This window comes from Bradyrhizobium sp. 26S5 (assembly GCF_036923295.1).
Taxonomy (GTDB): Bacteria; Pseudomonadota; Alphaproteobacteria; order Rhizobiales; family Xanthobacteraceae; genus Bradyrhizobium; species Bradyrhizobium septentrionale.
Genome location: NZ_CP145948.1, coordinates 5,489,135 through 5,511,529, shown reverse-complemented (window position 1 = coordinate 5,511,529; position 22,395 = coordinate 5,489,135). Strand labels below are relative to the sequence as shown.

The window sequence follows — 22,395 nt, the reverse complement described above, 5'->3', positions numbered from 1 at the left end:
CCGCCAACGATATTCGTCGAGAACCAGACGCGAACGAAACGGAGATCAATCGATGTCGCTCTCATCCGCACGAAACTATGCGCTGCGCGCCTCCAAGTCGCAGGATCAGAAGGAGGCCATCGAGCTGCTGTCGAAGGCGATCCTGGAACTGGCCATGTCGATTGAAGCAACCGACGCCAAGATCAAGAAGATCAACAAGTCTTCGTAGAATCCCGGGGTAGATTAGCGAAGCGCAATCCACCAGTGGGTCTGACCGCGGCGGCGGATTACGCCTGGGCCTGTCATCGGGCCGCGCTTCGCGCGGACCCGGTGGGCTAATCGGCCCCACGGCGCCGTCGCTCCTCGCAGCGCCGCCGGGGCGATCCGCGTGTACTGAACCCTAGGTGCATGATCTGCGACAAACCTGCGGTGCAGGCCGTGGGTTTTCCGCCATGAAGTTCGAGATGACCAAATGCAACCAGTGCGGCAGCGAGATGCCGATGGGTGTCGACGTCTGTCCAAGCTGCGGCAAGCTGCAGGTCGGTATCAACAGGGTCGGTTCCTACCAGCCTCGGACGATGCTCGCCGTAGGGCTGGCCGCGGCGGTTCTCCTCATCTTCAACTGGTTCAAGACCCCGGCGCCGCACCCGAGCAGCCAGCTCACTTCACCTCCATCTGCAAGCCTTCCTTCTCGATGATCGCGGCGAACTTTTTGGTTTCCGCATCGACGAAATCGGAGAACTGCTGCGGCGTGCCGTAGTCGGCACGCGCGCCCATGCCGGCGATATTCTTCTTGATGTCGTCGCGCTCCAGCATTGCCTTGACCTGGCGGTTCAGTTCGTCGAGCACCGGCGCCGGCGCAGTCTTCGGCAGGAACACGCCAAACCAGGACGAGACGTCGAATTTTGCCAGCTCCGGCGCGCCCTCGCGCATCGTGGGTAGGTTGGGCGCGGATTCGCTGCGCTCGGGCGTCGTGACGCAGAGCCCGTTGAGCTTGCCGTCCTGCACCTGCGGCAGCGATGGATAGAGATTGTCGAACAGGATCTGGATGTCGCCGGCGAGCCCGGCCTGCAGCGCCGGGCCGGCGCCGCGGAACGGTACGTGCGTCATCTTCAGCCCGGTGAGCTGCAGGAACCAGGCGCCGGTGAGGTGAGGGCTCTGTCCGGTGCCGGATGAGCCGTAGGTCAGCTTGTCGGGGTTCTTCTTCAGATAGTCGATCAAGTCGGGGATCGATTTGAGCCCGGTCGACGGATGCGCCGAGACGATGTTCGGGATCCGGATCATGTTGGAGACCGCCTGCAACTGGTCGGCCTTGTAGGTCAGGTTTCGGAAGATGCTGAAGGCGATCGCGTTGGGGCCGGGATTGCCGATCAGGATGGTGTGGCCGTCGCCCTTGGCGCGGGCGACCTCCGATGTGCCGATGGTGCCGCCGGCGCCGGAGCGATTCTCGACGACCACCGACTGGCCCCAGATCGGCTGCAGATGCGCGGCGAGCAGCCGCCCCATCACGTCGGTGGAGCCGCCGGCTGCCGCCGGCACGATGATCCGAACCGTCTCAGACGGCCGCCAGTCGCCGGCACCACGACTGGCGCGCGGCAGGATCGCTGCCGTCGAAAGGGCCGCAGCCCCCGCAAGTACTCCTCGGCGAGAAAGATATCCCTTGGTCAATCCCCTGGTCACGACTTCGCTCCCTGCATGATTTTATTTTGCAGGGAGCGTAGGCATGGCGCGGCTGTCCGGCAAGCGGACGACTTGGCGCAGCAGACTTGGCGTAGCAGACCTGGCGCAGGCCTGCTTCAGGTCGGTGGCGCGGTTACACCAGCGCGTCGGCGTTCTTGGCGAAGGCTTCGTCGTTGGTGAACGGGATTTCGCTCACCTTGATGACTTCGGTCTTGTTGCTTCCGATAATCACGATCTCCTTGAGGAAGGATCCGGGGAAAGACCCTTTCACCGTGTAGGGCTTGGTGCCTTGGCCGAGCGGACCGGTCCATCCCATCACCCTGATGGCGAGACCACCGACCCATTGCTCGTCGCGGATGAGTTTGATTCCTGATGTGAAATTCGGGGCGTTCCCCTTGACGGTGACGGAGAAGAATCCCGGCGCGCCCAAGCCCGTCCAGACATAAACGGCCTGTGCGCTATCGAAAGGTTCCGGTCCATAAAAGCCCATGACGTTGATCTCCCTGCTGAATGAAGGCTGACGAGAGCCCTTGAAGAGCCGATTGGCATGATCGGGCTCATAGCGAGCGTAGCACGAGCATCGCTGCGAGCGTGTGAATATATTGCAAGCAACTATAAATTGATTGGAGCAATCGCTCGGTCGAAGCACGACAAATCGAAATCGCGCGAAGGAGCTGCGCTGCTCTGTTTTGCTATCGCAGCGTTGCATTGGTTTTAAATTGAGCGCGCATGTGAAGCCGATGACCAACTTTTCGTGTTGAACAAGAATCGTTCTTGCGCTCAGCTTCTGTGCATGCATACTACCTCAGGGTGTAACTACCTAGAGAAGTATTTTCTAACAAATAAAGCCGAAAATTGTAACAGTGCCTTGCTGCCAAGCGATTGGCGCGGGCGCTAACGACACCTCGTATTTTTGGATTGGACAGCGATGGGAACAGTCGACGCACTGATCGTTGTTGATACCGAGGGCGCGCTCTCCAGCGGATCGGCTGTCGACAATTCATTTCTGGCTGACAACAACGGCTATCTCGGGTCGTGGAACGAGGGAACGCCGACGCTCAACACGGTCGTGCAGGACGGCCAGGTCGTGAACTGGAGCGTCACTCCCGTCAGCCCCACGGGCCAGGTGTCGATCACCGGCTTCTCCGGTCAAATGATCTCCACGTCGGTCTGCAAGCCGGCTCCGCAGGTGGGCAACCCGGATGTGTGGTCCGGCCGGGTCGAATCCCACGGTCAATTCGCGTCCCTTTCTTACACGATCGCCCTGTCGATCGGTGGAAGGTCAATGACGCTCAACTCATCCATCAAGATCGTCTAACGCAGGGAGCAGCAGCGTGAGTGCAGATAAAACAGAGCGTGCAGCAGCCGCATTGAGTCAAGTCGATGTGTTGATCGTGGCGGATGTCGAAGGCGCGCTCGCCTCCGGCAACCTTCAGGACAACGTATATATGATCGACACCAACAAACACGCGGGCTCGGGCAGCGAAGGGCAGGCGGAGCTCTACACCGCGGTCAAGGACGGTCAGGTCCTCAACTGGAGCGTGGTCGGGGTGTCGCCATCCAGCGACGTGAACATCACCCAGTTCACCGGCCAGATGATCAACGACAAGATCTGCGTTCCGCAGTCGGTGACCACGCCCGACGGCACCTATTGGTCCGGCCGGGTCGAAGCCCAGGGCTTCAAGGGCAACCAGCAATATTCCTGCGTGCTGACCATGGACGGCAAGGCCATGACCTTCGATCCATTCCTGAAGATATCCTGACCATGCTGAGCCCATCGATCAACGTCGCGAACAGCCTGCTGGCCCAGGCGTTCAACGAGATATTGCGGCTCGACAGCTATTCGATCAGCGCGAGCGGCACGACCATCGGCGTGCTGGTGAAGGACCCCGACTGGCTGGCGCCGGTGCGCAACCGGGTCGGCATGTTGGGGCAGGCCGGCGCGAAATGGATCGAGGACAAGCCCTCGGTCTGGGGACCGGTGCTGACGCAGTTCAGCAACTATGGCAGCGCCTTCGCCGGCGTGGCCGATGCCAAGGCCACCACAAGCGATCAGTGGATCAAGTTGCTGAAGGAGGTTCTGCTCAGCCAGCTCAACAAGTCGATCGACGCCACGAACATCGCGGCGACGGCGCTGCAAGGCCACTATCAGGCTTTCAAGAACATCCAGCCGTTGCTGGAGAGCAGCATCAATGCGGGGTGGGCCGAGCTGCAGGACGAAGAGCAGCAGATGGTCAAGATCGCCGCGCAGCTCACGCGTCTGGAGGATCTGGTCGGCTCGCTCCAGGATTCCATCACCGCGGGCGACATCAGCACCGGCCAGAGCGTGGTCACGACTACGGTGAAGACACTCTACAACGTCGCCACCGGGGTCGGCGAATCCTTCTCCTTCCTCGGGATGGCCGCCGCCGCCTTCACCGTCGGAAAATTCTACTACGACATCATCACCAAGACCGCCGAAGTCGGCGAGACCTTGCAGCAGATCGCCAAGCTGCAGATCGAGGCGAGCCAGGAGGCACAGGCAGCCGCCGGCACCAAGCTCGTGCTGCGGCTGCTCTACAATCTCGAGCTGACATTCGGACGCATCGTCGACGTGATGCCCCAGATCGTGACGATGTGGAGCACCGAGCGCGACAAGGTGCAGCAGGCGATCCAGGCGCTTCAAGCCGGCGCCGACCCGGCGACCTATTTCGACATCTTCACCATCCCGATCGCGAACGCGAACTGGCAGGCGATCAGCAAGTTCGCAATCGCAATACCGGCGACCAAGACCACGGTCGGGCCGCCGGTGACGCTGGACCCGCAGCATCCGATCGCAACCTAGCACGCGCAGGAGAGAGATCATGATGGCACTAGCAAAACTGAAACTAAAAGCAGCGCCGAAATTGGCGGCGACCACCAAGCTCGAGACCCAAACCCAATCGGCCTTCGTGATCTTGTCATTGATCACCCAGGCGTGTCACGGCATCCTGAACACGGTGTTCGTGCCGCCGTCGCCCAAGCCGAGTTGGTTCGACGACCTCAACAGCAAGCTCGACGTCGCCAAGACGCACGCGCAGGACTGGATCGACAATATCGGGCCCAGCGTCACCGGCGGCGTTCCGGTGCAGGTCATCAACTACGGCACGACCTATTCGGCCATCACCGGCACGATCCAGTCGATCGTTAACGCGCACCCGGACGCACAAGGCGCCGACAACCCCTACGTCAAGCAGGTTCATGAGCTGGTCGCCGCGCTGGAGCAGTCGGTGCAGGTCATCGTCACCAATGCCAACACCACACAGACGCTGATGAAGAACTGGGGCGACCTGATGCAGGCGTCGCACGACGCCCTGACCTCGGGTGCGGTCAGCATTCAGAAGGCGGAAGCGGATCTGAGCGCCGACATCAGCAAGATGAACGAAGCGATCAAGGTGCTCAACGACACCATTCATAACGAGAATATCGCGATCGCGGCGTCCGCTGGCGGCATCGCCATTGGATTGCTTCTCCTGGTGGTGGGTATCGCGCTCGCGCCTGAAACGGGCGGCGCCAGCCTCCTTGTTGCCGGCACCGGCGGCTTGCTGGTCGTCGGCGGCGCCGTGACGTGGGGCGTCATGCAGAGCAAGATCAACAAGCAATTCGACGAGATCGCCCAGGACCAGAAGGAGCTGGACGACGACAAGCGCCAGATGGTCGCCCTGCAGGGGCTGGGCTCCGCCTCGAGCCAGGCGATCCAGTACATCACCGACGCCAGCAACGCGCTGTCCGACTTCCGCACCAGCTGGACTGTGTTCCAGGGCGAACTGCAGGGCGTGCTGGCGAAGCTTGAATCGGCTGAAGCGGCGCTCAGCACCATCGTGGCGGGTGCTTTCACCACCGCTGCAGCCTCGGAATGGGCCGATGCGACGTCGTTTGCGCAGGGGCTGGTCAATGCCCCGGTTTCATATCCGGCCAAGGAACTGGCGATGGACGGCAAAGCCGCTTGATCATCTCGCGGGCACCGCCGCCTGCCGGCGGTGCCCGCCTTGCTTGAAAGGAATTCGTCATGTCGAACGACAAGCCAGGCGGCGAACCGGATGTGGGCGGCCTGGGCAGGCTAACTTCTGCGTGCAAGGCGACCTTCGAGGGTCTCGCCGCGGTCACTGCAGCCTGCCATGGTTTGCTCAACGCGCCGCTGATCCAGCCGTCGCCAAAACCCGACTGGTTCGACGACCTCAACAGCAAGCTCGATGCCGCCAAGGCGCAGGCGCAGGACTGGATCGACAATATCGGGCCTGATGTCACCGGCGAAGTTCTGGTGCTGGTCATCAACCACGGCACGACGTTTTCGGCGATCTCTTCACAGGTCAGCTCGATTGCGGCTGATCATCCGGATGCGCAGGGCGCAGGCGATCCCTTCGTTGAAATCGGGCTCGAACTCACCGGCCCACTGGATCAGTCATTGCACGTAACCGTCGCCGGCCTCGAAACGAGGCTCGCAACGATCAGTGCATGGGGAGAGACCATGCATGCCCGCGATGCTGCGCTGCGCGCGGCGGCGGACCAATCGCCTGACGCAAAGGCCGCGGCGGCGCTTGCGCTGTCTGCCGCCGAGCAGGTGCTGGGCTCGACCGGCGATGCACTGACGCGTCTGCGTGAGCTCATCGGTGCCTGGGGCGCGCTTCGGGACGCGATGGGCGATGCATTGGCGGAGCTTAGGGCCGGCAAGGTCACGCTGGGCACGTTCGCGGCCGACACTTTCGGCGCGGCCACGCAGGCCGAATGGGCCGCTGCCACGCAGTTCGCGCAGAAGCTGGCGACCGCTTCGATCGGAATCCCCGGCAGGGCCGCGTAACAGAGGGGAGACGAGATGCCTTTCAGCGGTGCGGCGACGAATGCGGAGATCGACGCGAGCATGGGCGCGATCGTGCTGCTCAACTCGTCCTGCCAGGCGGTGATCGAGGCCGAGATCGCGGAGGTCGCTTCCCCCTGGTACGATCAGCTCGACCAGGAGCTCGGCGCCGCCGAGAACCTGGTCGTCGGCTGGCGCCGCAGCGGAGTGCTGTATTTCCAGACCGACATCCTCGATACGATTGCCGCCGCCGGGCAGGCGTTTGTCGCGGCAGCGCCGCAGATCGACGCTCTGTTTGCCGCACTCGAGCAACGCTTCTCGGCCGGCGGCAAGGCCGAACTGATCACCGCGATGCAGGCGCTTGAGCCGCCGATCCAGGCCATGATCGGACAGATCGCGGACTATCTCGGCAAGCTCCAGACGTTCGAGCAGGCGATGCTGCAGGCCGACCAGGCGATGCGCAACACGGTCGGGCAGGTACAGGCCCAGGAGCAGCAGATTCAGGGCGAGATCGATGCGATCAACAACCAGATCAAACTGCTCAACGTGCAAATCCAGACCGACCGCGAGGCGATCGCACGGGCGAAAGCCGCGCGCACGCGCGGCATCATCGAAACCATCTTCGGTGTCGTGTTCGCGCCGCTGACCGGCGGCGCGTCGCTGATCCTGGCCGGTATCGGCGTGGCCTCGATCGCCGAAGCCGAGGGCCAGATCAATGCCATGCAATCGGAGATATCAGGCTATCAGCAGAAGATCGCCTCTGATCAGTCGGCGCTCACCGACGATCAAAGGATCGTCGCAACGCTGGGCGCGCTGACCATGAGCACCGGGCTCGTGCTGAGCGATATGGCGATGATCGAAAACGCGCTTGATTCGCTCCGGACCGGCTGGACCGCTCTGGACGGCGAGCTCGGCGGCGTGATCGCCAAGCTGCAGGCCGCGACGTCGGCGGCAGACCTCATCGTCAGTCAGGCCTGGTACACCGCTGCTTGCACCGAGTGGAATTTGATCGACAGCCACGTCGCCGACCTTACCGGGCGGCAGATCGACACCAGCCGGGTGAGAATTGGTTGAGCGTCCGGGACTTGAGCATCCCGGACTTGGGCGGGGCGCGATAGCTGATTCCGGTCAGTTGAAGCTCAGCAGCTTGAAGAGCGGTGTCAGGTAGGACATTTCCTGGCCCGACGTCGGCGTGGTGCGGCTGACGAAGTCGAAGATCTTGCCGTCCTTGAGGCCGTAATTGGCGAGCCGGCGCACCTGGCGGTTCTTGTCGAAATAGACCGCGATCACGCGCTGGTCGACCACCCGCTGGTTCATGAAGGCGACCGGGCGCGAGGTCCGCTGCGAGATGTAATAGAACACCTCGCCGTCCAGTGTTGCGACGGTCGAGGGCGTGCCGAGCACGATCAGCACCTGATCCTGGCTCGCGCCGATCGGGATCTGCTCGAGCGCCCCTTCAGGCAGGATATAGCCCTTCTGGAATTGTTCGCCGGCGCAGCCGCCGAGGGCGGCGCAGACCAGGCCAATGACGGCGATCGCGCGAAAGCGCGTGAAAAACCCGCGCGCGGAAGCGGCGCGAGACTGTCGTGGAAGAGTGTGGTTCATCGGCGGAACTGATCCGTCCCCTTGCATCGGCCGTGGCATTGACGTACCGGGCAGCTCAATGGATTGCAATCATGCCGCGCTCCAATGGGCGACCGCTCAACAGGTGTCCTTTGGGGGGCCGGCAGCCGGAACCCGTCATGCTTTGGCCGTTCAATCACTTCAGAAGACCCCCGGTGCCCGCGCGCAGCACCATTGAGACCATCTATGGCATGATCGTGACGCAGGCGCGAGAACCGTTATTTTACCGTGACTTGGGCGTTCCCGACACGGTTAACGGCCGTTTTGACCTGCTTCTGATGCATCTCTGGCTGGTGCTGCGGCGATTAAAGTCCGCCGAGGGCGGCGTCGCGCTGTCGCAAGCGCTGTTCGATCATTTCTGCATCGACATGGACGACAACCTGCGGGAAATGGGTATCGGCGACCTCACGGTGCCCAAGCGCATGCAGGCGTTCGGCGAGGCCTTCTATGGCCGCACCGCAGCCTATGACCTGGCGCTGACCGACAGCGAGGAGGCCCTGGCCCAGTCGTTCTGCAAGAACATCCTCAACGGCCAGAATATCGACCAGGCGCGCGAACTGGCCGCCTATGCCGGGGAGGCAATGGCGGTGCTTGATCACACCGACCTCGCGGCGCTGACCGAGGGCGCGTGGCGCTTTCCCGCGCCGCAGGCTGCGGGGACGGCGGCATGAGCGGCGGGACCACAGGACGGCCCGATGCCGTGCGGGACCCTTGGCGCGTTCTCGTCAATGTCGCGCAAATCCCGGAGACCGGTCTGCATCGCGAGATCGTGGCCGACGAGGCGGTGCGCAAGGCGATGGCCGAGGCCGCGGAGTTGCGCGAGGTGATCTCGGCGCACGCGACGTTCGATCTGCAGCCCAAGCGCGACGGCAGCTGCCACGTCACCGGCAGGGTTTTGGCGAAGGTCGGGCAGACCTGCGTGGTGACGCTCGATCCGATCGAGAACGAGATCGATGAAGAGATCGATGTGATGTTCGCGCCGCCCGAGCAGATCCCGGAGATGGCCGACCTGGTCGACGACGCCGAGGCCGGCGATGAGGAAACGCCGGATCCGCCGGAGCCGATCACAGGCGGCTTCATCGACATCGGCCGGCTCGCCACCGATGCGCTGTTTCTCGGCATAGACCCGTATCCGCGCAAGGTGGATGCGGTGTTTGAACAGGAGGTTGAAGCCCCTGATCCGGAAAATCATCCCTTTGCCGCGCTGAAAGCGCTGAAGGAAAAGCCTAACGGCAAGTAGCCCAAGGGCAGTTGAGGGCGGCTAAGGGCAGCTTTTTTGTTTTGACGCGTTTTCTTCACGCGAACCGGGATCCACTTCGCTCGAAAACGCTCTGAAGCCACATTTGAGGGGATGGCTTGCTTGCACGGCTTCGCGAGGGATGTCGGTGGTCACTTCAAATAAATGTCGCAATGCGTTGAAATATAATATATTTCTGGTATGTTTGGATGTGTTGCGTGACGGGTTTGACGGCTCGGTCGTTTGCGGTCAAGAGGTTGTGTCGGACCGCGGAAACGCTATTGTCGCGGCCCGGCCGGGACGCGAATTGGTGTTTGGCCGCGCGCCGTTGACAGCGGTGACTTCAAGCTCGCGGCCTGCGTTGAAGGGCTGTGGGAGAGCAGGTTTCCGGGACGTTCATGCCTCAAAAGGTTCGAATCGCGCTTGACGCCATGGGGGGCGATGTCGGCGCATCGGTGGTCATTCCCGGCGCCGCGATCTCATTGAGCCGTCATCCCGGCAGTGAATTCCTGCTGGTCGGAGACCGGGCCCAGATCGAGCCGGAACTCGCGAAGCATCCTGCGCTCAAGGCAGTATCGAAGGTGATCCATACCGACGTCGCCGTGAAGAATGACGAGAAGCCGAGCCAGGCGCTGCGGCGGACCCGCAGGGCGTCGTCGATGTGGCTGGCGATCGATGCGGTGAAGCATGGCGAGGCCGACGTCGCGGTCTCCGCCGGCAACTCCGGCGCCTTGATGGCGATGGGCAGCATCAATTTGCGGACGCTGCCCGGCGTCGACCGCCCGGCGCTCGCCGCGGTGTGGCCGACGCTGCGCGGCGATTCGGTGGTGCTCGATCTCGGCGCCTCGATCGGCGGCGACGCCCACCATCTGGCGACGCTCGCGGTGATGGGCAGCGCGATGGCGAGCGTGCTGTTCAACCTCGAACGGCCGACCGTCGGCCTGCTCAATATCGGGTCCGAAGAGATCAAGGGGCACGGCGAAATCCGCGAGGCGGCCGAGATGCTGCGCGCGATGAACTCGAACCAGTTCGACTATATCGGCTTTGTCGAGGGCGACGCGATCGGCAAGGGGCTCGCCGACGTCATCGTGTCGGAAGGTTTCAGCGGCAATATCGCGCTCAAGGCCGCCGAGGGAACCGCGCGCCAGATGTTCACGCTGCTGCGCGAGGCGATGTCGTCGAGCTGGCTGGCGCGGATCGGCTATCTGCTTGCCCGCGGCGCGTTCCAGAAGCTGCGCGACAAGCTCGATCCCAACAAGTCGAATGGCGGCCTGCTGCTCGGCCTGAACGGCGTGGTGGTCAAGAGCCATGGCGGCATCAACGCGGAAGGCTTTGCCTATGCGGTGGATGTTGGCTATGAGATGGCCCACTACGATCTCCTCACCAAGATCAATCAGATGCTCAACCGCGACGGCAGCGCCCTGGTAAAGGCGCCGACCGCGCAGGAGGCTGTCTCGTGACTGCGATACGTTCGGTAGTGCTCGGCTGCGGCTCATATTTGCCGGAGCGGGTTTTGACCAATGCCGAACTGGCCAGCCGGATCGACACGTCGGATGACTGGATCGTGCAGCGCACCGGCATCAGCGAGCGCCATATCGCCGCAGATGACGAGTTCACCTCGCATCTCGCGATCAATGCGGCGCGCGCCGCGCTCGCCGATGCCAACATCGACGCCCAGTCGATCGACCTGATCGTGCTGGCGACCTCGACGCCCGACAACACCTTTCCGGCCACCGCGGTCGCGGTCCAGCACGGGCTCGGCATCAACCATGGCGTGGCCTTCGACCTGCAGGCGGTGTGCTCGGGCTTCGTCTTTGCGCTGACCACCGCCGACAATTTCCTGCGTGCCGGCCACCACAAGCGGGCGCTGGTGATCGGTGCCGAAACCTTCTCGCGCATCCTCGACTGGAACGACCGCGGCACCTGCGTGCTGTTCGGCGATGGCGCCGGCGCGGTCGTGCTGGAGGCCCAGGAGCATTCCGGCACGATCAGCGATCCCGGCGTGCTGACGACGCATCTGCGTTCCGACGGGCGCCACAAGTCGAAGCTGTTCGTCGATGGCGGCCCCGGCTCGACCAGGACGGTCGGATATCTCCGGATGGAGGGCCGCGAGGTGTTCAAGCACGCCGTCGGCATGATCACTGATGTGATCGTCGATGCGTTCAACGCCACCGGCTTTACCGCCGACGACATCACCTGGTTCATTCCGCATCAGGCCAACAAGCGAATCATCGATGCATCGGCCCACAAGCTGCATATTGCGCCGCAGAAAGTGGTCTTGACGGTCGACAAGCACGGCAACACGTCGGCCGCCTCGATCCCGCTGGCGCTGTCGGTCGCCGTGAAGGACGGACGCGTCAAGAAGGGCGATCTGGTGCTGTTTGAGGCGATGGGCGGCGGCTTCACCTGGGGCTCGGCGCTCGTGCGCTGGTAGCGCGTCATTAAAGAGTGCCAACAGGTTGCCGGTATCTTTCCGGCGTCCGGATGCTGGTCGCTGTTGACCATTGCGCGCTAAGCTTTTAATTTCAGTCAAGAAATTGTTCGCCGAGAGTGCGGGGCAGGCGATGACCACGGGAACCGGAAAAACAGTGACGCGTGTCGATTTGTGTGAGGCGGTCTACCAAAAGGTAGGCCTGTCGCGCACGGAATCGTCGGCATTTGTCGAGTTGGTATTGAAGGAGATCACCGATTGCCTTGAAAAAGGCGAGACGGTGAAGCTGTCGTCATTCGGCTCCTTCATGGTGCGCAAGAAGGGCCAGCGTATCGGGCGTAATCCAAAGACCGGCACCGAGGTGCCGATCTCGCCGCGGCGGGTGATGGTGTTCAAGCCGTCGGCGATCCTGAAGCAGCGGATCAATGGCCATGCCGTCACCAATGGCGACGGCAGCAAGGCCGACTAGAGCGTTTTCAAGCGAAGTGGATACCGGTTCGCGTGAAGAAAACGCGCCAAAACTAGAATCTGGAGCTCCGTTCCGATTCAATCGGAACGGAAAGGGTTCTAGCCATTGAGGCGAGAGGAGCGGGCATTTGGACAAGGCGCCGGATGCGTTCCGTACCATCAGCGAAGTCGCTGACGAGCTTGATATTCCCCAGCATGTGCTGAGGTTCTGGGAAACGCGCTTCGCGCAGATCAAGCCGATGAAGCGCAGCGGCGGCCGCCGCTATTATCGCCCTGACGACGTCGACCTGCTCAAGGGCATCCGCCGGCTACTCTACGGCGAGGGCTACACCATCCGCGGCGTGCAGCGGATCCTGAAGGAGCATGGCATCAAGTCGGTGCAAGGCATCGCCGACCAGACCGCGGCGGTCTCGTTCGGCGCGGTCGAGGAGGCGGTCGGCAACAGCATGGCCGAGCCCGACGAGCTCGAGAGCAATGACGGCCTCGATTTCGACGGCGAGGAGGGCGACGGCGACGAGCAGGGAATCGACTACCGATTCGTCGATCCCGACGAGGATCCGATCCTGTCGACCTACAAGGCGCACGCCCATCCGGGCAAGGCGTCCGCGCAGCCGGGTAAGGCGTCGGCTGCGGCGCCGCCGGTGCGCCCCTCCGTTCCGTCGGCCGATCGCGAGCGGCTCGAACGCGTGCTGCAGGAGCTGGTCGCCTGCCGGCAGATGATCGACGCGGCGATGAAGGACGGCTGAGTCGGGGAACCGGGGTCCCGATTGCGGCCCTGAAAGGCCTGCTTTGCCTTGCGCGAACACAGGATCGCAGCTAATGGAACGGCATCGGAGCGTGGCGCAGCCCGGTTAGCGCACTAGTCTGGGAGACTAGGGGTCGGAGGTTCAAATCCTCTCGCTCCGACCATTTTACTCAATACATTCTGTGGCGGATCGGGGCGGGCGGTACAAAGCCGCCCGTTGCCAATTGTTCGCCAATTTTTTCGTCCGCCGTTCCTGGCGCTCTGCGTCGTTCGATTGTTAGGGTTCATCACCCCGCCGCCTACCATCGGTGATGAGATCGCCCGGTTAGCAGCGCAAATGCAAAGGCGGCGTTGTTTCAAGCAATCACAATCGCTGCAAGACCGTTTGGCTGACGAAGCGATACGTCTGCGCGCGCACGCCGCGGCTCAATGACGCACAGCGCCTTGTCGACGATCCGGCAAAGCGCCTCGGCGATCTCGGGCGGGCGTGCTGGTCACGGCGAGCAGGGTTGCGGCATCCAGCAATTATCGTGGAAATTGAAGTCGTTGGCGCCAACGGCGTCGGCGTCCTCGCAGGTATGTGCGGGGTGCGCGGAATCCTCGGGAAGGCCGGTCGCGCGGTGGTCGTCAGGTTGGGGTAGCCCGTGTGGGCATCTCTGTTGGCGCCCTTTCTCAATACTATGAAATCGCATTCCGGCTGGAGCACTCGTCATCGAGGCGACTTTGGCGCTCGCCGCTTAGCCCTTTAAGGCGCCAGAGCGTTCCCGATTGCGAGGTTCGCGAAGCCGGAAGCACAACGTCGCCTCGACGAGAGCCAGTATTCAGGGAAGTCAAACATGCCCGTATTCTACGGAGATAGCACCGACAACAGCGTCACCTCTGCAAGCAATTTTGACGCGCTCTATGGCGGCCAGGGCAACGACACACTGGCAAGCAGCATTGCCGGCTCCGACTATTGGGAGGGCGGCCAAGGCGACGATTTCTTGACGGCGCAATGGAGCAGTCTGGCCTACGGCGAGATGTATGGCGGCGCTGGCAATGACTGGATTCAGGGTGGCAATACCGCCAGCACGTCGTTCGAGTACGGCGGCAACGGCGACGACTATGTTCAGGATGGCGGCACGCTGACGACGCAGTCCCACTACATCGACGGTGGTGTCGGGCGCGACGCTCTGTATGGCTCGGCCGGCAGCGATACGATTTATGGCGGCGAGGGCAACGAAAGCGGAGCGAACATCCTGGTGGCCTCCGGCACCTCCGTAGCACCGGGCCTCTATGGCAACGGCGGCAACGACGTCCTGGTGGCCGGCGGCGGCGACGACCTGCTCTTCGGTGGCGACGGCAATGACGTGCTGTTCGGAGGCGGAGGCAACGACACGTCGTTCGGCGGCAACGGCAACGATACGCTGGTGGGAGACGACGGCGTCGATCTGCTCGAAGGCGACGCCGGCGACGACTGGATCTACATGAGCGTCGGTGACGGCGGCACCGCCTACGGCGGAGCAGGCAACGACGTCATCGTCGCCAATGGCCGCGCGGTCGAGATCGGCGACGACGGCAACGACGTCATGTACGGCCAGGCCGGCAACGATTATTTCTACGGCGGCAATGGCGACGACGTCATGTATGGCGGTGACGGCGTCGACGTTCTCATCGGCGGTGCCGGCAACGACTATTTCGATGGCGGCACCGGCGTGAACTACTATTTCGGCGGCGGCGGCAACAATACGTTCGTCTCCCGGAGAGCGCCGGGTGTCCAGGTGGTCCAGGACTGGAACGCTGCCACGGATACCGTGCAGTTCACTGGCAGCGGCTTCAGTTCGTTCGCCGATGTGCTGGCACACTCCTACCAGAACGGCGCGTACTTCGTTATTCAGGTCGACGGCGCCACCGCGGTCTGGCTTAACGGTGCGACCGCAGGCACGGTCACCGCGGCGGACTTCAACATTCTGTCGTAGTTGCGTTCGGTCGAACGGTGCGGCGCCTTCGGGCGGGCTGTCTGCGGTGAGCACTCGTTCCGCAGACGGTATGCAGGGTTGTTCGCGAGCCGTTTCTTTGTGCAGCCCGTTCAAGTGTCCAGCCCATCGCGTGGCCCGTTTCATGCTTTCCATCAATCAAATGGAGGGCTGATAGTGATCGCTGAACACTTCCTGGTCTGGGCTGCACTGCTGGGTATTGCGGCTTTTCTGGCCTTCCAGTCGCCCGGGCGAGGCCATGGATAGGTCACCGCGCTGAGCGGCGAGGCTGTTGCCCGACCCGGTCGGGTGCCTGGAGCGTTTTCGAGCGAAGTGGCTACCGGTTCGCGTAAAGAAAACGCGTCAAAACAGGAATCTAGAGCCCCGTTCCGATTCCATCGGAACGGAAAAGGCTCTGGTCGAATCGTGGGGCCGCGATCTCAGGCGCGCCGCGCCGGTCGCTTCAGGTATCTGAATCCATCGCGACGATCAGACACGCCTTTTCCAGGCGGTTGTTGAGCATCGCAAGCTTGGCCGTGAATTCGGCCAGTTCAGGCTCGCTGAACTCCTCGAATACGGTCCTCTTGAACGCCTTGTGCTGGCTGGCGAGGCCCGCCAGATGCTTCCTCGTCTTGTCGGTCAGCGACAGCCGGACCACGCGCGCATCGGCCAGGGAGGGGGTGCGACGCAGCAGCTCCTTTTGCTCGAGCAGCTTGGATTGCGTGGTCACGAACGATGGATCGACGTGCAGCAGCTTCGACACCACGTTGATCGGCACGCCGTCGTCCTTGTCGAGATCCGAGATCGCGATCAGAATCATCCATTGCGGACCGCTAACGCCAAGCGCCTTGCCCCAGATCTGGCGGACACGTTCGAGGTGCGAATTGATCGAGGAAATCTCGAGCGTGAAGCGCTTGATGATGTCGAGATGCTCGATGGCGCGCAGGCGCGTTGTATCCTTCCTGGTCACTGACACAGCTTTCCTCTTCCCTAGGTGCCGACTCAGCTTTGCGCTGGTTTATTCTTGTTTCCCGCTCGGCATCGCGATCTTTCTCGTAAGCCGCCAACGAACGCAAGTGAACGTAAAGTAATTATGATGGTCCTGTGACGATTGGACTATTTGGGGTGCGACAAGTTTTCCCTGCTAACCAAAGGGCTTACGGGCAGCGTTGCCGGCGAGACACAGTGTGGCCGCAATCGCATTCCTGACTTTATAAACTATTTTGATTGGCGAACTCGCCAAGGCATATTGAACCCGGCGGTAGGGGAATCTCGATCGTCCCGTTGCGGTGATCGTTCAAGTCCGTCGCACTCCACAGATTGATCTGCGGGTGCGGGGTTTGGGGAAAGCGGTCTTGGACAATGCGGGAGGATCACGGGGCGCTCGCAGCTCCGGACTCTACGCATATGAGCAACTTGGAGGTTTAATATGAATTTGAAGAGCCTTATCCTGGGCTCGACGGCTGCGCTGGTCGCGGTCGGCGGGGCACAGGCGGCCGATCTTCCCGTAAAGGCCAAAGCGGTCGAGTACGTGAAGATCTGCTCTCTTTATGGTCCGGGCTTCTACTACATCCCCGGCACCGACACCTGCATCAAGCTGGGCGGCTACCTGCGCGCTGACGTTGTGGTGAACGGCAACAGCGTCTACGGCCCGAACATCAATGGCCCCAGCGGCGCCAACAACCGCTTCACGAACGGCTACACCTGGCGTTCGCGTGAAGACTTCAACATCGACACCCGCACCGCGACCGAGTACGGCGTGGTCCGCACCTATTTCGACGCGGTGTTCACCTGGACCTCCGACAGCTACACCGGCCAGGGCAACGGCTCGACCGTCTACTCGGCGATCGGCTCGGCTTCTGCGCCGAACAACGCTGGTTCGGGCAACGTGGCTGCCGGTGCAGTCGGCGTCTACTACGCCTTCATCCAGTTCGCCGGCTTCACCATGGGTAAGGCGGTCTCGCAGTTCGCTGCTCCCTGGAACGGTTATCCGGGCAACAACTACGACGGTCTCGTCGGTGGCGTGAACACCACCAACGGCATCAACCAGTTCACCTACACCGCGCAGTTCGGCAACGGCGTGCAGCTCGCACTGTCGGCGCAGGACCAGGTGGCGTACATGCAGGCTGGCGTGAACAACCTCGGCGCCGGTGGTGCTTACGGCACCAGCGACTACGCCGGCACGATCGCGCCGGACTTCGTCGCTGCGCTGAAGGTCGACCAGGCTTGGGGTATCTTCCAGGCGTCGGTCGCCGCGCATGACAACCACGCTGCCTACTACGGCGGCACCGAGTTGACCGGTCATCCCGACGACAAGTGGGGTTGGGCTGGTGCGTTGGCCCTGTCGATCAAGAACATCCCGACCGGACCCGGCGACACCATCAACATCCAGGGCGTCTATACGGATGGTGCGACCCGTTACAACATCCAGGAACTGGCCAGCCAGGCCAGCTCGGTCGCCATCTACGGTGGCTCGAGCCTGCCCGGCGTCTATGGCAGCGTTGGCTTCGGTACGGCACCTGACACGGTGTTCGGCCCCGGCGGAGCGCAGCAGTCCATCAAGACCTGGGGTATGCGCGGTGCTTACACCCATAACTGGGATCCCTACTGGAACACCGCGATCTACGGCGCCTATGCCGCAGTCTCGTACAACGACACCTCCAAGGCGCTCATCTGCGGCGTTGGTGGCGTGGGTGGTACCTTCCGTGCCGCGTTCGCTGGCGGCGCTGGCGTGACCAACTGCAACCCCGACTACAACATCTCGCAGATCGGCGTGATCACCCGTTGGACCCCGGTCAAGAACCTGACCTTCTCGGCCGACGTGACCTACGTCCACCTCGATCAGAAGTATTCGGGCGTCATCACCACGTCCTCGACTGGCATCGGCAAGCCGGTCGCGACCTACGAGCTGAAGGATCAGGACACTGTCCAGATGCTCTTCCGCGCTCAGCGCAACTGGTAATACCGGTTGATCTGATCACGATCCTACAGAACCCCGGCAGGCAACTGCCGGGGTTTTTCTTTGGCAAGAATCGATTGCTGATCGATTGCAGAAGCAGAGCTGCGTCCATCTCGGTCCACGCGGACAACGAAGACGAGCCATGCGATTCATTGGCCGCAAACTTATTTACTTACCTGATCTACTAAACTATATATGGAATGGCCAACAACACATTGAATGATGGCTCTTAGCTTGCTGCTAAGCCTCCCAAACCTCCGGCAATGCCCTGCCGGAGGTTTTTGATTTAAGGCTGGACCGCTGCTGCCCGATCGTGAGGCGCGCTACGATTGCCGGCTGCCAACCGCACACAGGTTCACATCGTCTCGCCGATTCGACGCCGTCAAGATTTGACGGAATCGATCCGCAGTGCATTCTCGCCATTCATGGGACTCTTCAAGAACAGCCGCCTCGCGCGCATGAGCAGCGGCCACTATTGCTTGATACGGGATCTCGGGCTGGTGAAGGGCGGCAAGGGATTGCGGCACCATGAGGTGGTCATCGACTTCTCGTGGCGCGGCCTCCTCAGGCTGGTCCTGAGCGCCGGCAGCGCGGTGCTGCGGCGGCGCGCGCCTGTGCACATCGAGACCGCCGAATAGCGCTTTTTGATCAATGGATACTGTTCGCAACACGGAATGATTTCGTTGCACGGCCGGCTGCCTGGCAGGCGCCGTTGCTGGGCGATAATTCGGTGATGTAGAGTGCCTCAGCCAAAGCGGCTGGGAGTGCGATCCGCGCTCCCGCCAAAACGAACAAGAAGCAGGGAAGGAACGGATCTCGCATGAAGGATTTTGCTGGAAGGATTGCCGTCATCACGGGTGGCGGCACGGGCATGGGACGCGAACTCGCGCGGCAGCTCGTTGCCGAGGGATGCAATGTCGCGATGTGCGACGTTTCGGCCGAGGCGATGGCCGAGACCAAGCGGCTCTGCGAGGTCGAGAAGCTGCCGCAGGGCCTGCGCATCACCACCCACATCGCCGACGTCTCGATCGAGGATCACTACAAGCGTTTCCGCGATGAGCTGATCGAGCAGCAGGCCACCGACAAGATCCATTTGCTGTTCAACAACGCCGGCATCGGCGGTGGCGGCAGCCTCTTCACCAATACGCGTGAACAGTGGGAGCGCACCTTCAACATCTGCTGGGGCGGCGTCTATCTCGGTGTCCGCACCTTCCTGCCGCTCTTGGTGAAGGCTGACGAGGCGCACATCGTCAACACCTCGAGCGTCAACGGCTTCTGGGCCTCGGTCGGCCTGGGCGTGTCGCACACCGCCTACAGCGCGGCGAAGTTCGCGGTGAAGGGATTCACCGAGGCGATGATCAACGATCTGCGTCTCAACGCGCCGCATGTGAAATGCTCGGTGGTGATGCCCGGCCATATCGGCACCTCGATCGTGTCGAACTCGCGCAAGGTGCAGAATGGCTCCGACCAGCTGAATGCCGACGAGCTCAAGCAGGCCCGCCAGCGCCTGCAAGGGCAGGGCATCGACGTCGCCAAAATGTCGGATGCCGACATCCAGCAGATCGCACTCGACCGCGCCCGCATCTTCCACGACGAGGCGCCGACCTCGGCCGCCGCCGCGGCCAAGATCATCCTCGACGGCGTCAAGGCCGAGCGCTGGCGCATCCTGGTCGGCGACGACGCGCATACGCTCGACGAGCGGGTGCGCAACACGCCCGAGCAGGCCTATACGCCGGAGTTTTATCAGAACCTTGTCGCGGCGACCGGCTGGAAGGTCGGCTGATTAACGCATCGCGCGCTGGCGCGATCCGGCCTGATAGGCGAGGCGGTAATGCCCCGAGCAATAGGGCATGCCGCCGAGCGGGGTATTGCCGCAGAAGCAGAAATCGTCGGCGCCCGGGGTGCTGATCGGCCAGCGGCAGCGCTGCTCGCTCAGTTCGAACAGCGAGCAGTTGTTGGCGCTGACAACAGGCGCATCGTCGGCTTCCTGTTGGTAGACCGACTGCAGCAGCTGCAGCTGCTGCTTCGCCGTCGCCCGTTGCGCGGCGTGCGCGCTGGATCTCTTCCGCCGGGCGCGGCGTTCGTCCGGCGTCGTGCGCGTGAGATTCAGCCGCGACAGCTTGCCGATCACCGCATTGCGGCTGACGCCGATATTGACAGCGATGTCGCGGCAGGAGAGGCCGGCTTCAAAGTAGATCTTGAGTTGGTCGACGCGCTCCGGCGTCCAGGTCGGTTCGATGGCAATCATCTGACGGTTCCACGTTCTGTGTTGAACCGCCGCGCTGGCACACCCCCGCGTCAGGGCGTGCGGCCGTTGTCGCGGATTGCAAGCAACCCGTCCTTGATGGCGAGCCGAATGCCTTCCTCGATCAATGTCCGTGCAACGCCCGGGACGCTCGTGCCGTGGGTGCCCTGTCGCACCAGCTTCTCGAGATAACCAATGGTCGAGAGCGCCAGCGTGACCGGGACGCGGTCGGTTTCGGCCTTTTCTGTAGCCATGAGAAAACGCTTAGCTCTGAACGCCTGTACTGAAAAGTACCTATTTAGAGTCTATTTAGGAGTAAGGCGGTTCGTCAAGCCGTCAGCTGCGAGAGCGGCCAGCCGCGCCCACGCACGCCGGAGGTCAACTCCGGCGTGATGTTCGGGGCAGAATATTCAGGCAAATGAAGGCGTTAGGATCGCATCTCGACCTTGACCGGGAACTTCTTCAGAAGCCGCTCCGCCGTTTCGGCCTTGCCAGGCGGCGCGCTCACGCTCAGGTACAGCCCGCGGGATGGATCGGTGATGGCGTCGACACTGACCTCGCCGGACAACCCTTCCTGCGCCAGCAGCTCGCGCGCGGCCTCGCCGGCGGCGATCTCGCGCAGCTTCGGCTTGAAGATCTTGCCGACCGGCGTGACCGGCATTTCCGCAATCACCGACACCGCGCGCGGGCGCGCCGGCGGCTCCGGGATGTTGTCCTGCACGAAGGCAGCCAGCTCCAGCGGATCGATATGGACGCCGGGCTGCGCCGAGACGAACAGCATCGGCACTTCGCCGGCATAGCTGTCGGGACGTCCGACCGCGGCCGCCAGCGCCACGCCCGGGAACTGCAACGCGGCATCCTCGATCGCGCGCGGGTCGATGTTGTGGCCGCCGCGGATGATGACGTCCTTGGCGCGGCCCAGGATGTAGACGAAGCCGTCGGCGTCGATCCGGCAGATGTCGCCGGTACGCAGCCAGCCGTCACGGAACGCCTCTTCGGTCTGCTTCTTGTCGACGTAGCCGGCAAACACCTGCGGGCCCCTGGTCAGGAGTTCGCCGACCGGTGACGGCCACGGCCCGGTGTGCAGCCTGCCGCCGTCGAGGATCGCGAGCTCGACCAGCGGATTGCGGGTGCCGACGCTCTCGGCGCGGGGCTTTACGCCGTGCACGTCATGCGTGATCGCGCCGGCGAGTTCGGTCATGCCGTAGAGCTGCTGGATGCAGGGGCCGCCCCAGGTCGCGAGATAACGTCGCTCGATCTCCGGCGGGCAGATCGAGGCACCGGTGGCGGTGACGCGCAGGCTCGAGATGTCGCTGTCCGCAACCGGAACGTCGGCAAGCGCGCCGAGCGTCGTCGGCACATTGCCGGCGATGTTGACGCGGTATGTCTCGATGATTTGCCAGAAGTTCCGAACCAGCGCCGGATCGCGCGCACCGGCGGGGCCCGGGATGAGCATGGTCGTGCCCGCCGAGAGACTGTTGGCCGTGGTGCAGAACAAGCCGCCGACATGGAACAGCGGCATCGTGATCATGGCGCGCTCGCCGCGATGGAAGTCGAGCGCCATCCGCGAGGACAGCGTGGAGGCGACCATCGCGCGGTTGGTGAGCCGCGCCACCTTGGGATGGCCGGTGGTGCCGCCGGTCGGCAGCATCACCGCGACGCGGTCGGCCTCGCTCATGTCCGTCGACTTGCCGTAGTCGTTGCGCCAGGCCGGATCCGGCCGCAGCACATCGCCATCGAAGGAGATGGTGCCGTCGAGCGGCACGATCACGATGCGCTGGAGCGACGGCACCTCGCGCTGCAGGCCCTCGACCTTCTCATAGAGCCCGCCAGGCATGCCCGGCGGCGGCGCCAGCAACAGTTTTGCGTTGATCGCATTGAGCTGGGCGACGATTGCCTCGCGCGTGAACAAGAGGTTGAGGGGCTCGGCGACGCCGCAGGCGGCTGCGCCGAAAATCGCGACCACAGTCGCGGGACACGCCGGCAGCAGAACCGCGACCGGATCGTCCTTGCCGATGCCTTGCGCGCGGAAATAGTTCTCGGCGGCTTTGATGCAGCCCATCAGCTGATCGTTCGAGATCACGACCGGATTGGGATCGAGCGGCGAACGCAGATAGATCGCGGCTTCGGCGTCCGGCGCGCCCTGCGGGCCGCGGGCAATGAGGTCGAGGATGCGAGGGCAGGCGGCGAGCGTCTCCTGCATCTCCTTGTCGCGCATAGCCTCGTCGGCCGGCGAAAGCCTGTCCTTCAGCATATCCGT

Annotated in this window: 24 protein-coding genes and 1 tRNA gene; 18 read left to right on the top strand and 7 right to left on the bottom strand. The window is 62.8% G+C overall.

Features of this window, described 5'->3' with window-relative positions; genetic code table 11:
* Positions 1–52 precede the first annotated feature (52 nt).
* Positions 53–208, top strand: coding sequence for a hypothetical protein (locus V5279_RS25705; RefSeq protein ID WP_165123933.1), 156 nt, complete (start codon positions 53–55; stop codon positions 206–208).
* A gap of 431 nt (positions 209–639) precedes the next feature.
* Here the strand turns inward: V5279_RS25705 and V5279_RS25700 are convergent, their stop codons facing one another.
* Together V5279_RS25700 and V5279_RS25695 are read right to left on the bottom strand one after the other, a co-directional pair.
* Positions 640–1,647: a tripartite tricarboxylate transporter substrate binding protein gene (locus V5279_RS25700; protein ID WP_338701383.1), complete on the bottom strand. Its 1,008-nt coding sequence runs from the start codon at positions 1,645–1,647 to the stop codon at positions 640–642.
* Positions 1,648–1,792: 145 nt separating this feature from the next.
* A complete protein-coding gene (locus tag V5279_RS25695; protein WP_338689181.1) occupies positions 1,793–2,458 on the bottom strand; it encodes a hypothetical protein in 666 nt (221 codons plus the stop codon).
* A gap of 129 nt (positions 2,459–2,587) precedes the next feature.
* Between V5279_RS25695 and makC (V5279_RS25690) the strand changes: the two genes are divergently transcribed.
* From makC (V5279_RS25690) to makE, 6 genes are read left to right on the top strand one after another with little or no spacing between them, the layout of a single operon-like run.
* Positions 2,588–2,977, top strand: a complete 390-nt coding sequence (gene makC, locus V5279_RS25690) for an alpha-pore-forming tripartite toxin MakABE regulator (protein WP_338689179.1) — start codon at positions 2,588–2,590, stop codon at positions 2,975–2,977.
* 16 nt (positions 2,978–2,993) lie between these two features.
* The gene (gene makC / locus V5279_RS25685) at positions 2,994–3,422 is read left to right on the top strand and encodes an alpha-pore-forming tripartite toxin MakABE regulator (RefSeq protein ID WP_210292747.1); all 429 of its coding nucleotides are present in this window, start codon (positions 2,994–2,996) and stop codon (positions 3,420–3,422) included.
* A gap of 2 nt (positions 3,423–3,424) precedes the next feature.
* Positions 3,425–4,483 (top strand): alpha-pore-forming cytotoxin subunit MakB, encoded by a 1,059-nt coding sequence (gene makB, locus V5279_RS25680; RefSeq protein WP_166296902.1) that lies wholly within the window; start codon positions 3,425–3,427, stop codon positions 4,481–4,483.
* Positions 4,484–4,502: 19 nt separating this feature from the next.
* Complete coding sequence (gene makA / locus V5279_RS25675; protein WP_338689173.1) at positions 4,503–5,627, top strand: alpha-pore-forming cytotoxin MakA; 1,125 nt, start codon at positions 4,503–4,505, stop codon at positions 5,625–5,627.
* Between the two features lie 59 nt (positions 5,628–5,686).
* Entirely contained in the window at positions 5,687–6,475 is a 789-nt protein-coding gene (locus tag V5279_RS25670; protein WP_338689171.1) for a hypothetical protein, read from the top strand.
* Between the two features lie 15 nt (positions 6,476–6,490).
* Positions 6,491–7,546, top strand: a complete 1,056-nt coding sequence (gene makE, locus V5279_RS25665; protein ID WP_338689169.1) for an alpha-pore-forming cytotoxin subunit MakE — start codon at positions 6,491–6,493, stop codon at positions 7,544–7,546.
* Between the two features lie 54 nt (positions 7,547–7,600).
* On the opposite strand, the gene V5279_RS25660 is transcribed toward makE, so the two are convergent.
* Entirely contained in the window at positions 7,601–8,077 is a 477-nt protein-coding gene (locus V5279_RS25660) for an outer membrane protein assembly factor BamE (protein ID WP_224741565.1), read from the bottom strand.
* 137 nt (positions 8,078–8,214) lie between these two features.
* On the opposite strand from V5279_RS25660, the gene V5279_RS25655 reads away from it, so the two are divergent.
* From V5279_RS25655 to V5279_RS25620, 8 genes are all read left to right on the top strand, one after another.
* Entirely contained in the window at positions 8,215–8,766 is a 552-nt protein-coding gene (locus V5279_RS25655) for a ubiquinol-cytochrome C chaperone family protein (RefSeq protein WP_338689166.1), read from the top strand.
* Complete coding sequence (locus V5279_RS25650) at positions 8,763–9,335, top strand: DUF177 domain-containing protein (protein WP_338689164.1); 573 nt, start codon at positions 8,763–8,765, stop codon at positions 9,333–9,335. The genes V5279_RS25655 and V5279_RS25650 overlap by 4 nt, the downstream gene beginning before the upstream one ends.
* A gap of 395 nt (positions 9,336–9,730) precedes the next feature.
* Positions 9,731–10,792, top strand: a complete 1,062-nt coding sequence (gene plsX / locus V5279_RS25645) for a phosphate acyltransferase PlsX (protein ID WP_166296890.1) — start codon at positions 9,731–9,733, stop codon at positions 10,790–10,792.
* Positions 10,789–11,766 (top strand): beta-ketoacyl-ACP synthase III, encoded by a 978-nt coding sequence (locus V5279_RS25640; protein ID WP_166205499.1) that lies wholly within the window; start codon positions 10,789–10,791, stop codon positions 11,764–11,766. Before plsX ends, V5279_RS25640 begins: the two co-directional genes overlap by 4 nt.
* Positions 11,767–11,896: 130 nt before the next feature.
* Complete coding sequence (locus V5279_RS25635) at positions 11,897–12,232, top strand: integration host factor subunit alpha (RefSeq protein ID WP_021079083.1); 336 nt, start codon at positions 11,897–11,899, stop codon at positions 12,230–12,232.
* Positions 12,233–12,359: 127 nt separating this feature from the next.
* Entirely contained in the window at positions 12,360–12,977 is a 618-nt protein-coding gene (locus tag V5279_RS25630) for a MerR family transcriptional regulator (protein WP_338689152.1), read from the top strand.
* 85 nt (positions 12,978–13,062) lie between these two features.
* A tRNA-Pro gene (locus V5279_RS25625) sits at positions 13,063–13,140 on the top strand.
* A gap of 672 nt (positions 13,141–13,812) precedes the next feature.
* On the top strand, positions 13,813–14,934 hold the full coding sequence (locus V5279_RS25620) for a calcium-binding protein (protein ID WP_338689149.1): 1,122 nt from the start codon (positions 13,813–13,815) through the stop codon (positions 14,932–14,934).
* Positions 14,935–15,394: 460 nt separating this feature from the next.
* On the opposite strand, the gene V5279_RS25615 is transcribed toward V5279_RS25620, so the two are convergent.
* A complete protein-coding gene (locus V5279_RS25615; RefSeq protein WP_166205492.1) occupies positions 15,395–15,907 on the bottom strand; it encodes a MarR family winged helix-turn-helix transcriptional regulator in 513 nt (170 codons plus the stop codon).
* Positions 15,908–16,360: 453 nt separating this feature from the next.
* Between V5279_RS25615 and V5279_RS25610 the strand changes: the two genes are divergently transcribed.
* The 3 genes from V5279_RS25610 (at position 16,361) to V5279_RS25600 (ending at position 19,673) form a co-directional block, all read left to right on the top strand.
* Positions 16,361–17,893: a porin gene (locus tag V5279_RS25610; protein ID WP_338689145.1), complete on the top strand. Its 1,533-nt coding sequence runs from the start codon at positions 16,361–16,363 to the stop codon at positions 17,891–17,893.
* 455 nt (positions 17,894–18,348) lie between these two features.
* Complete coding sequence (locus tag V5279_RS25605) at positions 18,349–18,528, top strand: hypothetical protein (protein ID WP_224497116.1); 180 nt, start codon at positions 18,349–18,351, stop codon at positions 18,526–18,528.
* A gap of 182 nt (positions 18,529–18,710) precedes the next feature.
* A complete protein-coding gene (locus tag V5279_RS25600; RefSeq protein WP_338689143.1) occupies positions 18,711–19,673 on the top strand; it encodes an SDR family oxidoreductase in 963 nt (320 codons plus the stop codon).
* On the opposite strand, the gene V5279_RS25595 is transcribed toward V5279_RS25600, so the two are convergent.
* From V5279_RS25595 to V5279_RS25585, 3 genes are all read right to left on the bottom strand, one after another.
* A complete protein-coding gene (locus tag V5279_RS25595) occupies positions 19,674–20,138 on the bottom strand; it encodes a GcrA family cell cycle regulator (RefSeq protein WP_338689141.1) in 465 nt (154 codons plus the stop codon).
* A gap of 50 nt (positions 20,139–20,188) precedes the next feature.
* The gene (locus V5279_RS25590) at positions 20,189–20,389 is read right to left on the bottom strand and encodes a hypothetical protein (protein WP_016844973.1); all 201 of its coding nucleotides are present in this window, start codon (positions 20,387–20,389) and stop codon (positions 20,189–20,191) included.
* Positions 20,390–20,562: 173 nt separating this feature from the next.
* Entirely contained in the window at positions 20,563–22,389 is a 1,827-nt protein-coding gene (locus tag V5279_RS25585) for an AMP-binding protein (protein WP_338689129.1), read from the bottom strand.
* Positions 22,390–22,395: the final 6 nt, after the last annotated feature.

Coding starts and splice junctions, on each gene's coding strand:
- V5279_RS25600 (WP_338689143.1), top strand. CDS start 18,711: ATGAAGGATTTTGCTGGAAGGATTGCCGTCATCACGGGTGGCGGCACG.
- makE (WP_338689169.1), top strand. CDS start 6,491: ATGCCTTTCAGCGGTGCGGCGACGAATGCGGAGATCGACGCGAGCATG.
- V5279_RS25670 (WP_338689171.1), top strand. CDS start 5,687: ATGTCGAACGACAAGCCAGGCGGCGAACCGGATGTGGGCGGCCTGGGC.
- plsX (WP_166296890.1), top strand. CDS start 9,731: ATGCCTCAAAAGGTTCGAATCGCGCTTGACGCCATGGGGGGCGATGTC.
- makB (WP_166296902.1), top strand. CDS start 3,425: ATGCTGAGCCCATCGATCAACGTCGCGAACAGCCTGCTGGCCCAGGCG.
- V5279_RS25650 (WP_338689164.1), top strand. CDS start 8,763: ATGAGCGGCGGGACCACAGGACGGCCCGATGCCGTGCGGGACCCTTGG.
- V5279_RS25605 (WP_224497116.1), top strand. CDS start 18,349: ATGAGCAGCGGCCACTATTGCTTGATACGGGATCTCGGGCTGGTGAAG.
- V5279_RS25655 (WP_338689166.1), top strand. CDS start 8,215: ATGCTTTGGCCGTTCAATCACTTCAGAAGACCCCCGGTGCCCGCGCGC.
- V5279_RS25705 (WP_165123933.1), top strand. CDS start 53: ATGTCGCTCTCATCCGCACGAAACTATGCGCTGCGCGCCTCCAAGTCG.
- V5279_RS25610 (WP_338689145.1), top strand. CDS start 16,361: ATGAATTTGAAGAGCCTTATCCTGGGCTCGACGGCTGCGCTGGTCGCG.
- V5279_RS25595 (WP_338689141.1), bottom strand. CDS start 20,138: ATGATTGCCATCGAACCGACCTGGACGCCGGAGCGCGTCGACCAACTC.
- makC (WP_338689179.1), top strand. CDS start 2,588: ATGGGAACAGTCGACGCACTGATCGTTGTTGATACCGAGGGCGCGCTC.
- V5279_RS25585 (WP_338689129.1), bottom strand. CDS start 22,389: ATGCTGAAGGACAGGCTTTCGCCGGCCGACGAGGCTATGCGCGACAAG.
- V5279_RS25620 (WP_338689149.1), top strand. CDS start 13,813: ATGCCCGTATTCTACGGAGATAGCACCGACAACAGCGTCACCTCTGCA.
- makA (WP_338689173.1), top strand. CDS start 4,503: ATGATGGCACTAGCAAAACTGAAACTAAAAGCAGCGCCGAAATTGGCG.
- V5279_RS25660 (WP_224741565.1), bottom strand. CDS start 8,077: ATGAACCACACTCTTCCACGACAGTCTCGCGCCGCTTCCGCGCGCGGG.
- V5279_RS25590 (WP_016844973.1), bottom strand. CDS start 20,389: ATGGCTACAGAAAAGGCCGAAACCGACCGCGTCCCGGTCACGCTGGCG.
- V5279_RS25695 (WP_338689181.1), bottom strand. CDS start 2,458: ATGCATGCACAGAAGCTGAGCGCAAGAACGATTCTTGTTCAACACGAA.
- V5279_RS25635 (WP_021079083.1), top strand. CDS start 11,897: ATGACCACGGGAACCGGAAAAACAGTGACGCGTGTCGATTTGTGTGAG.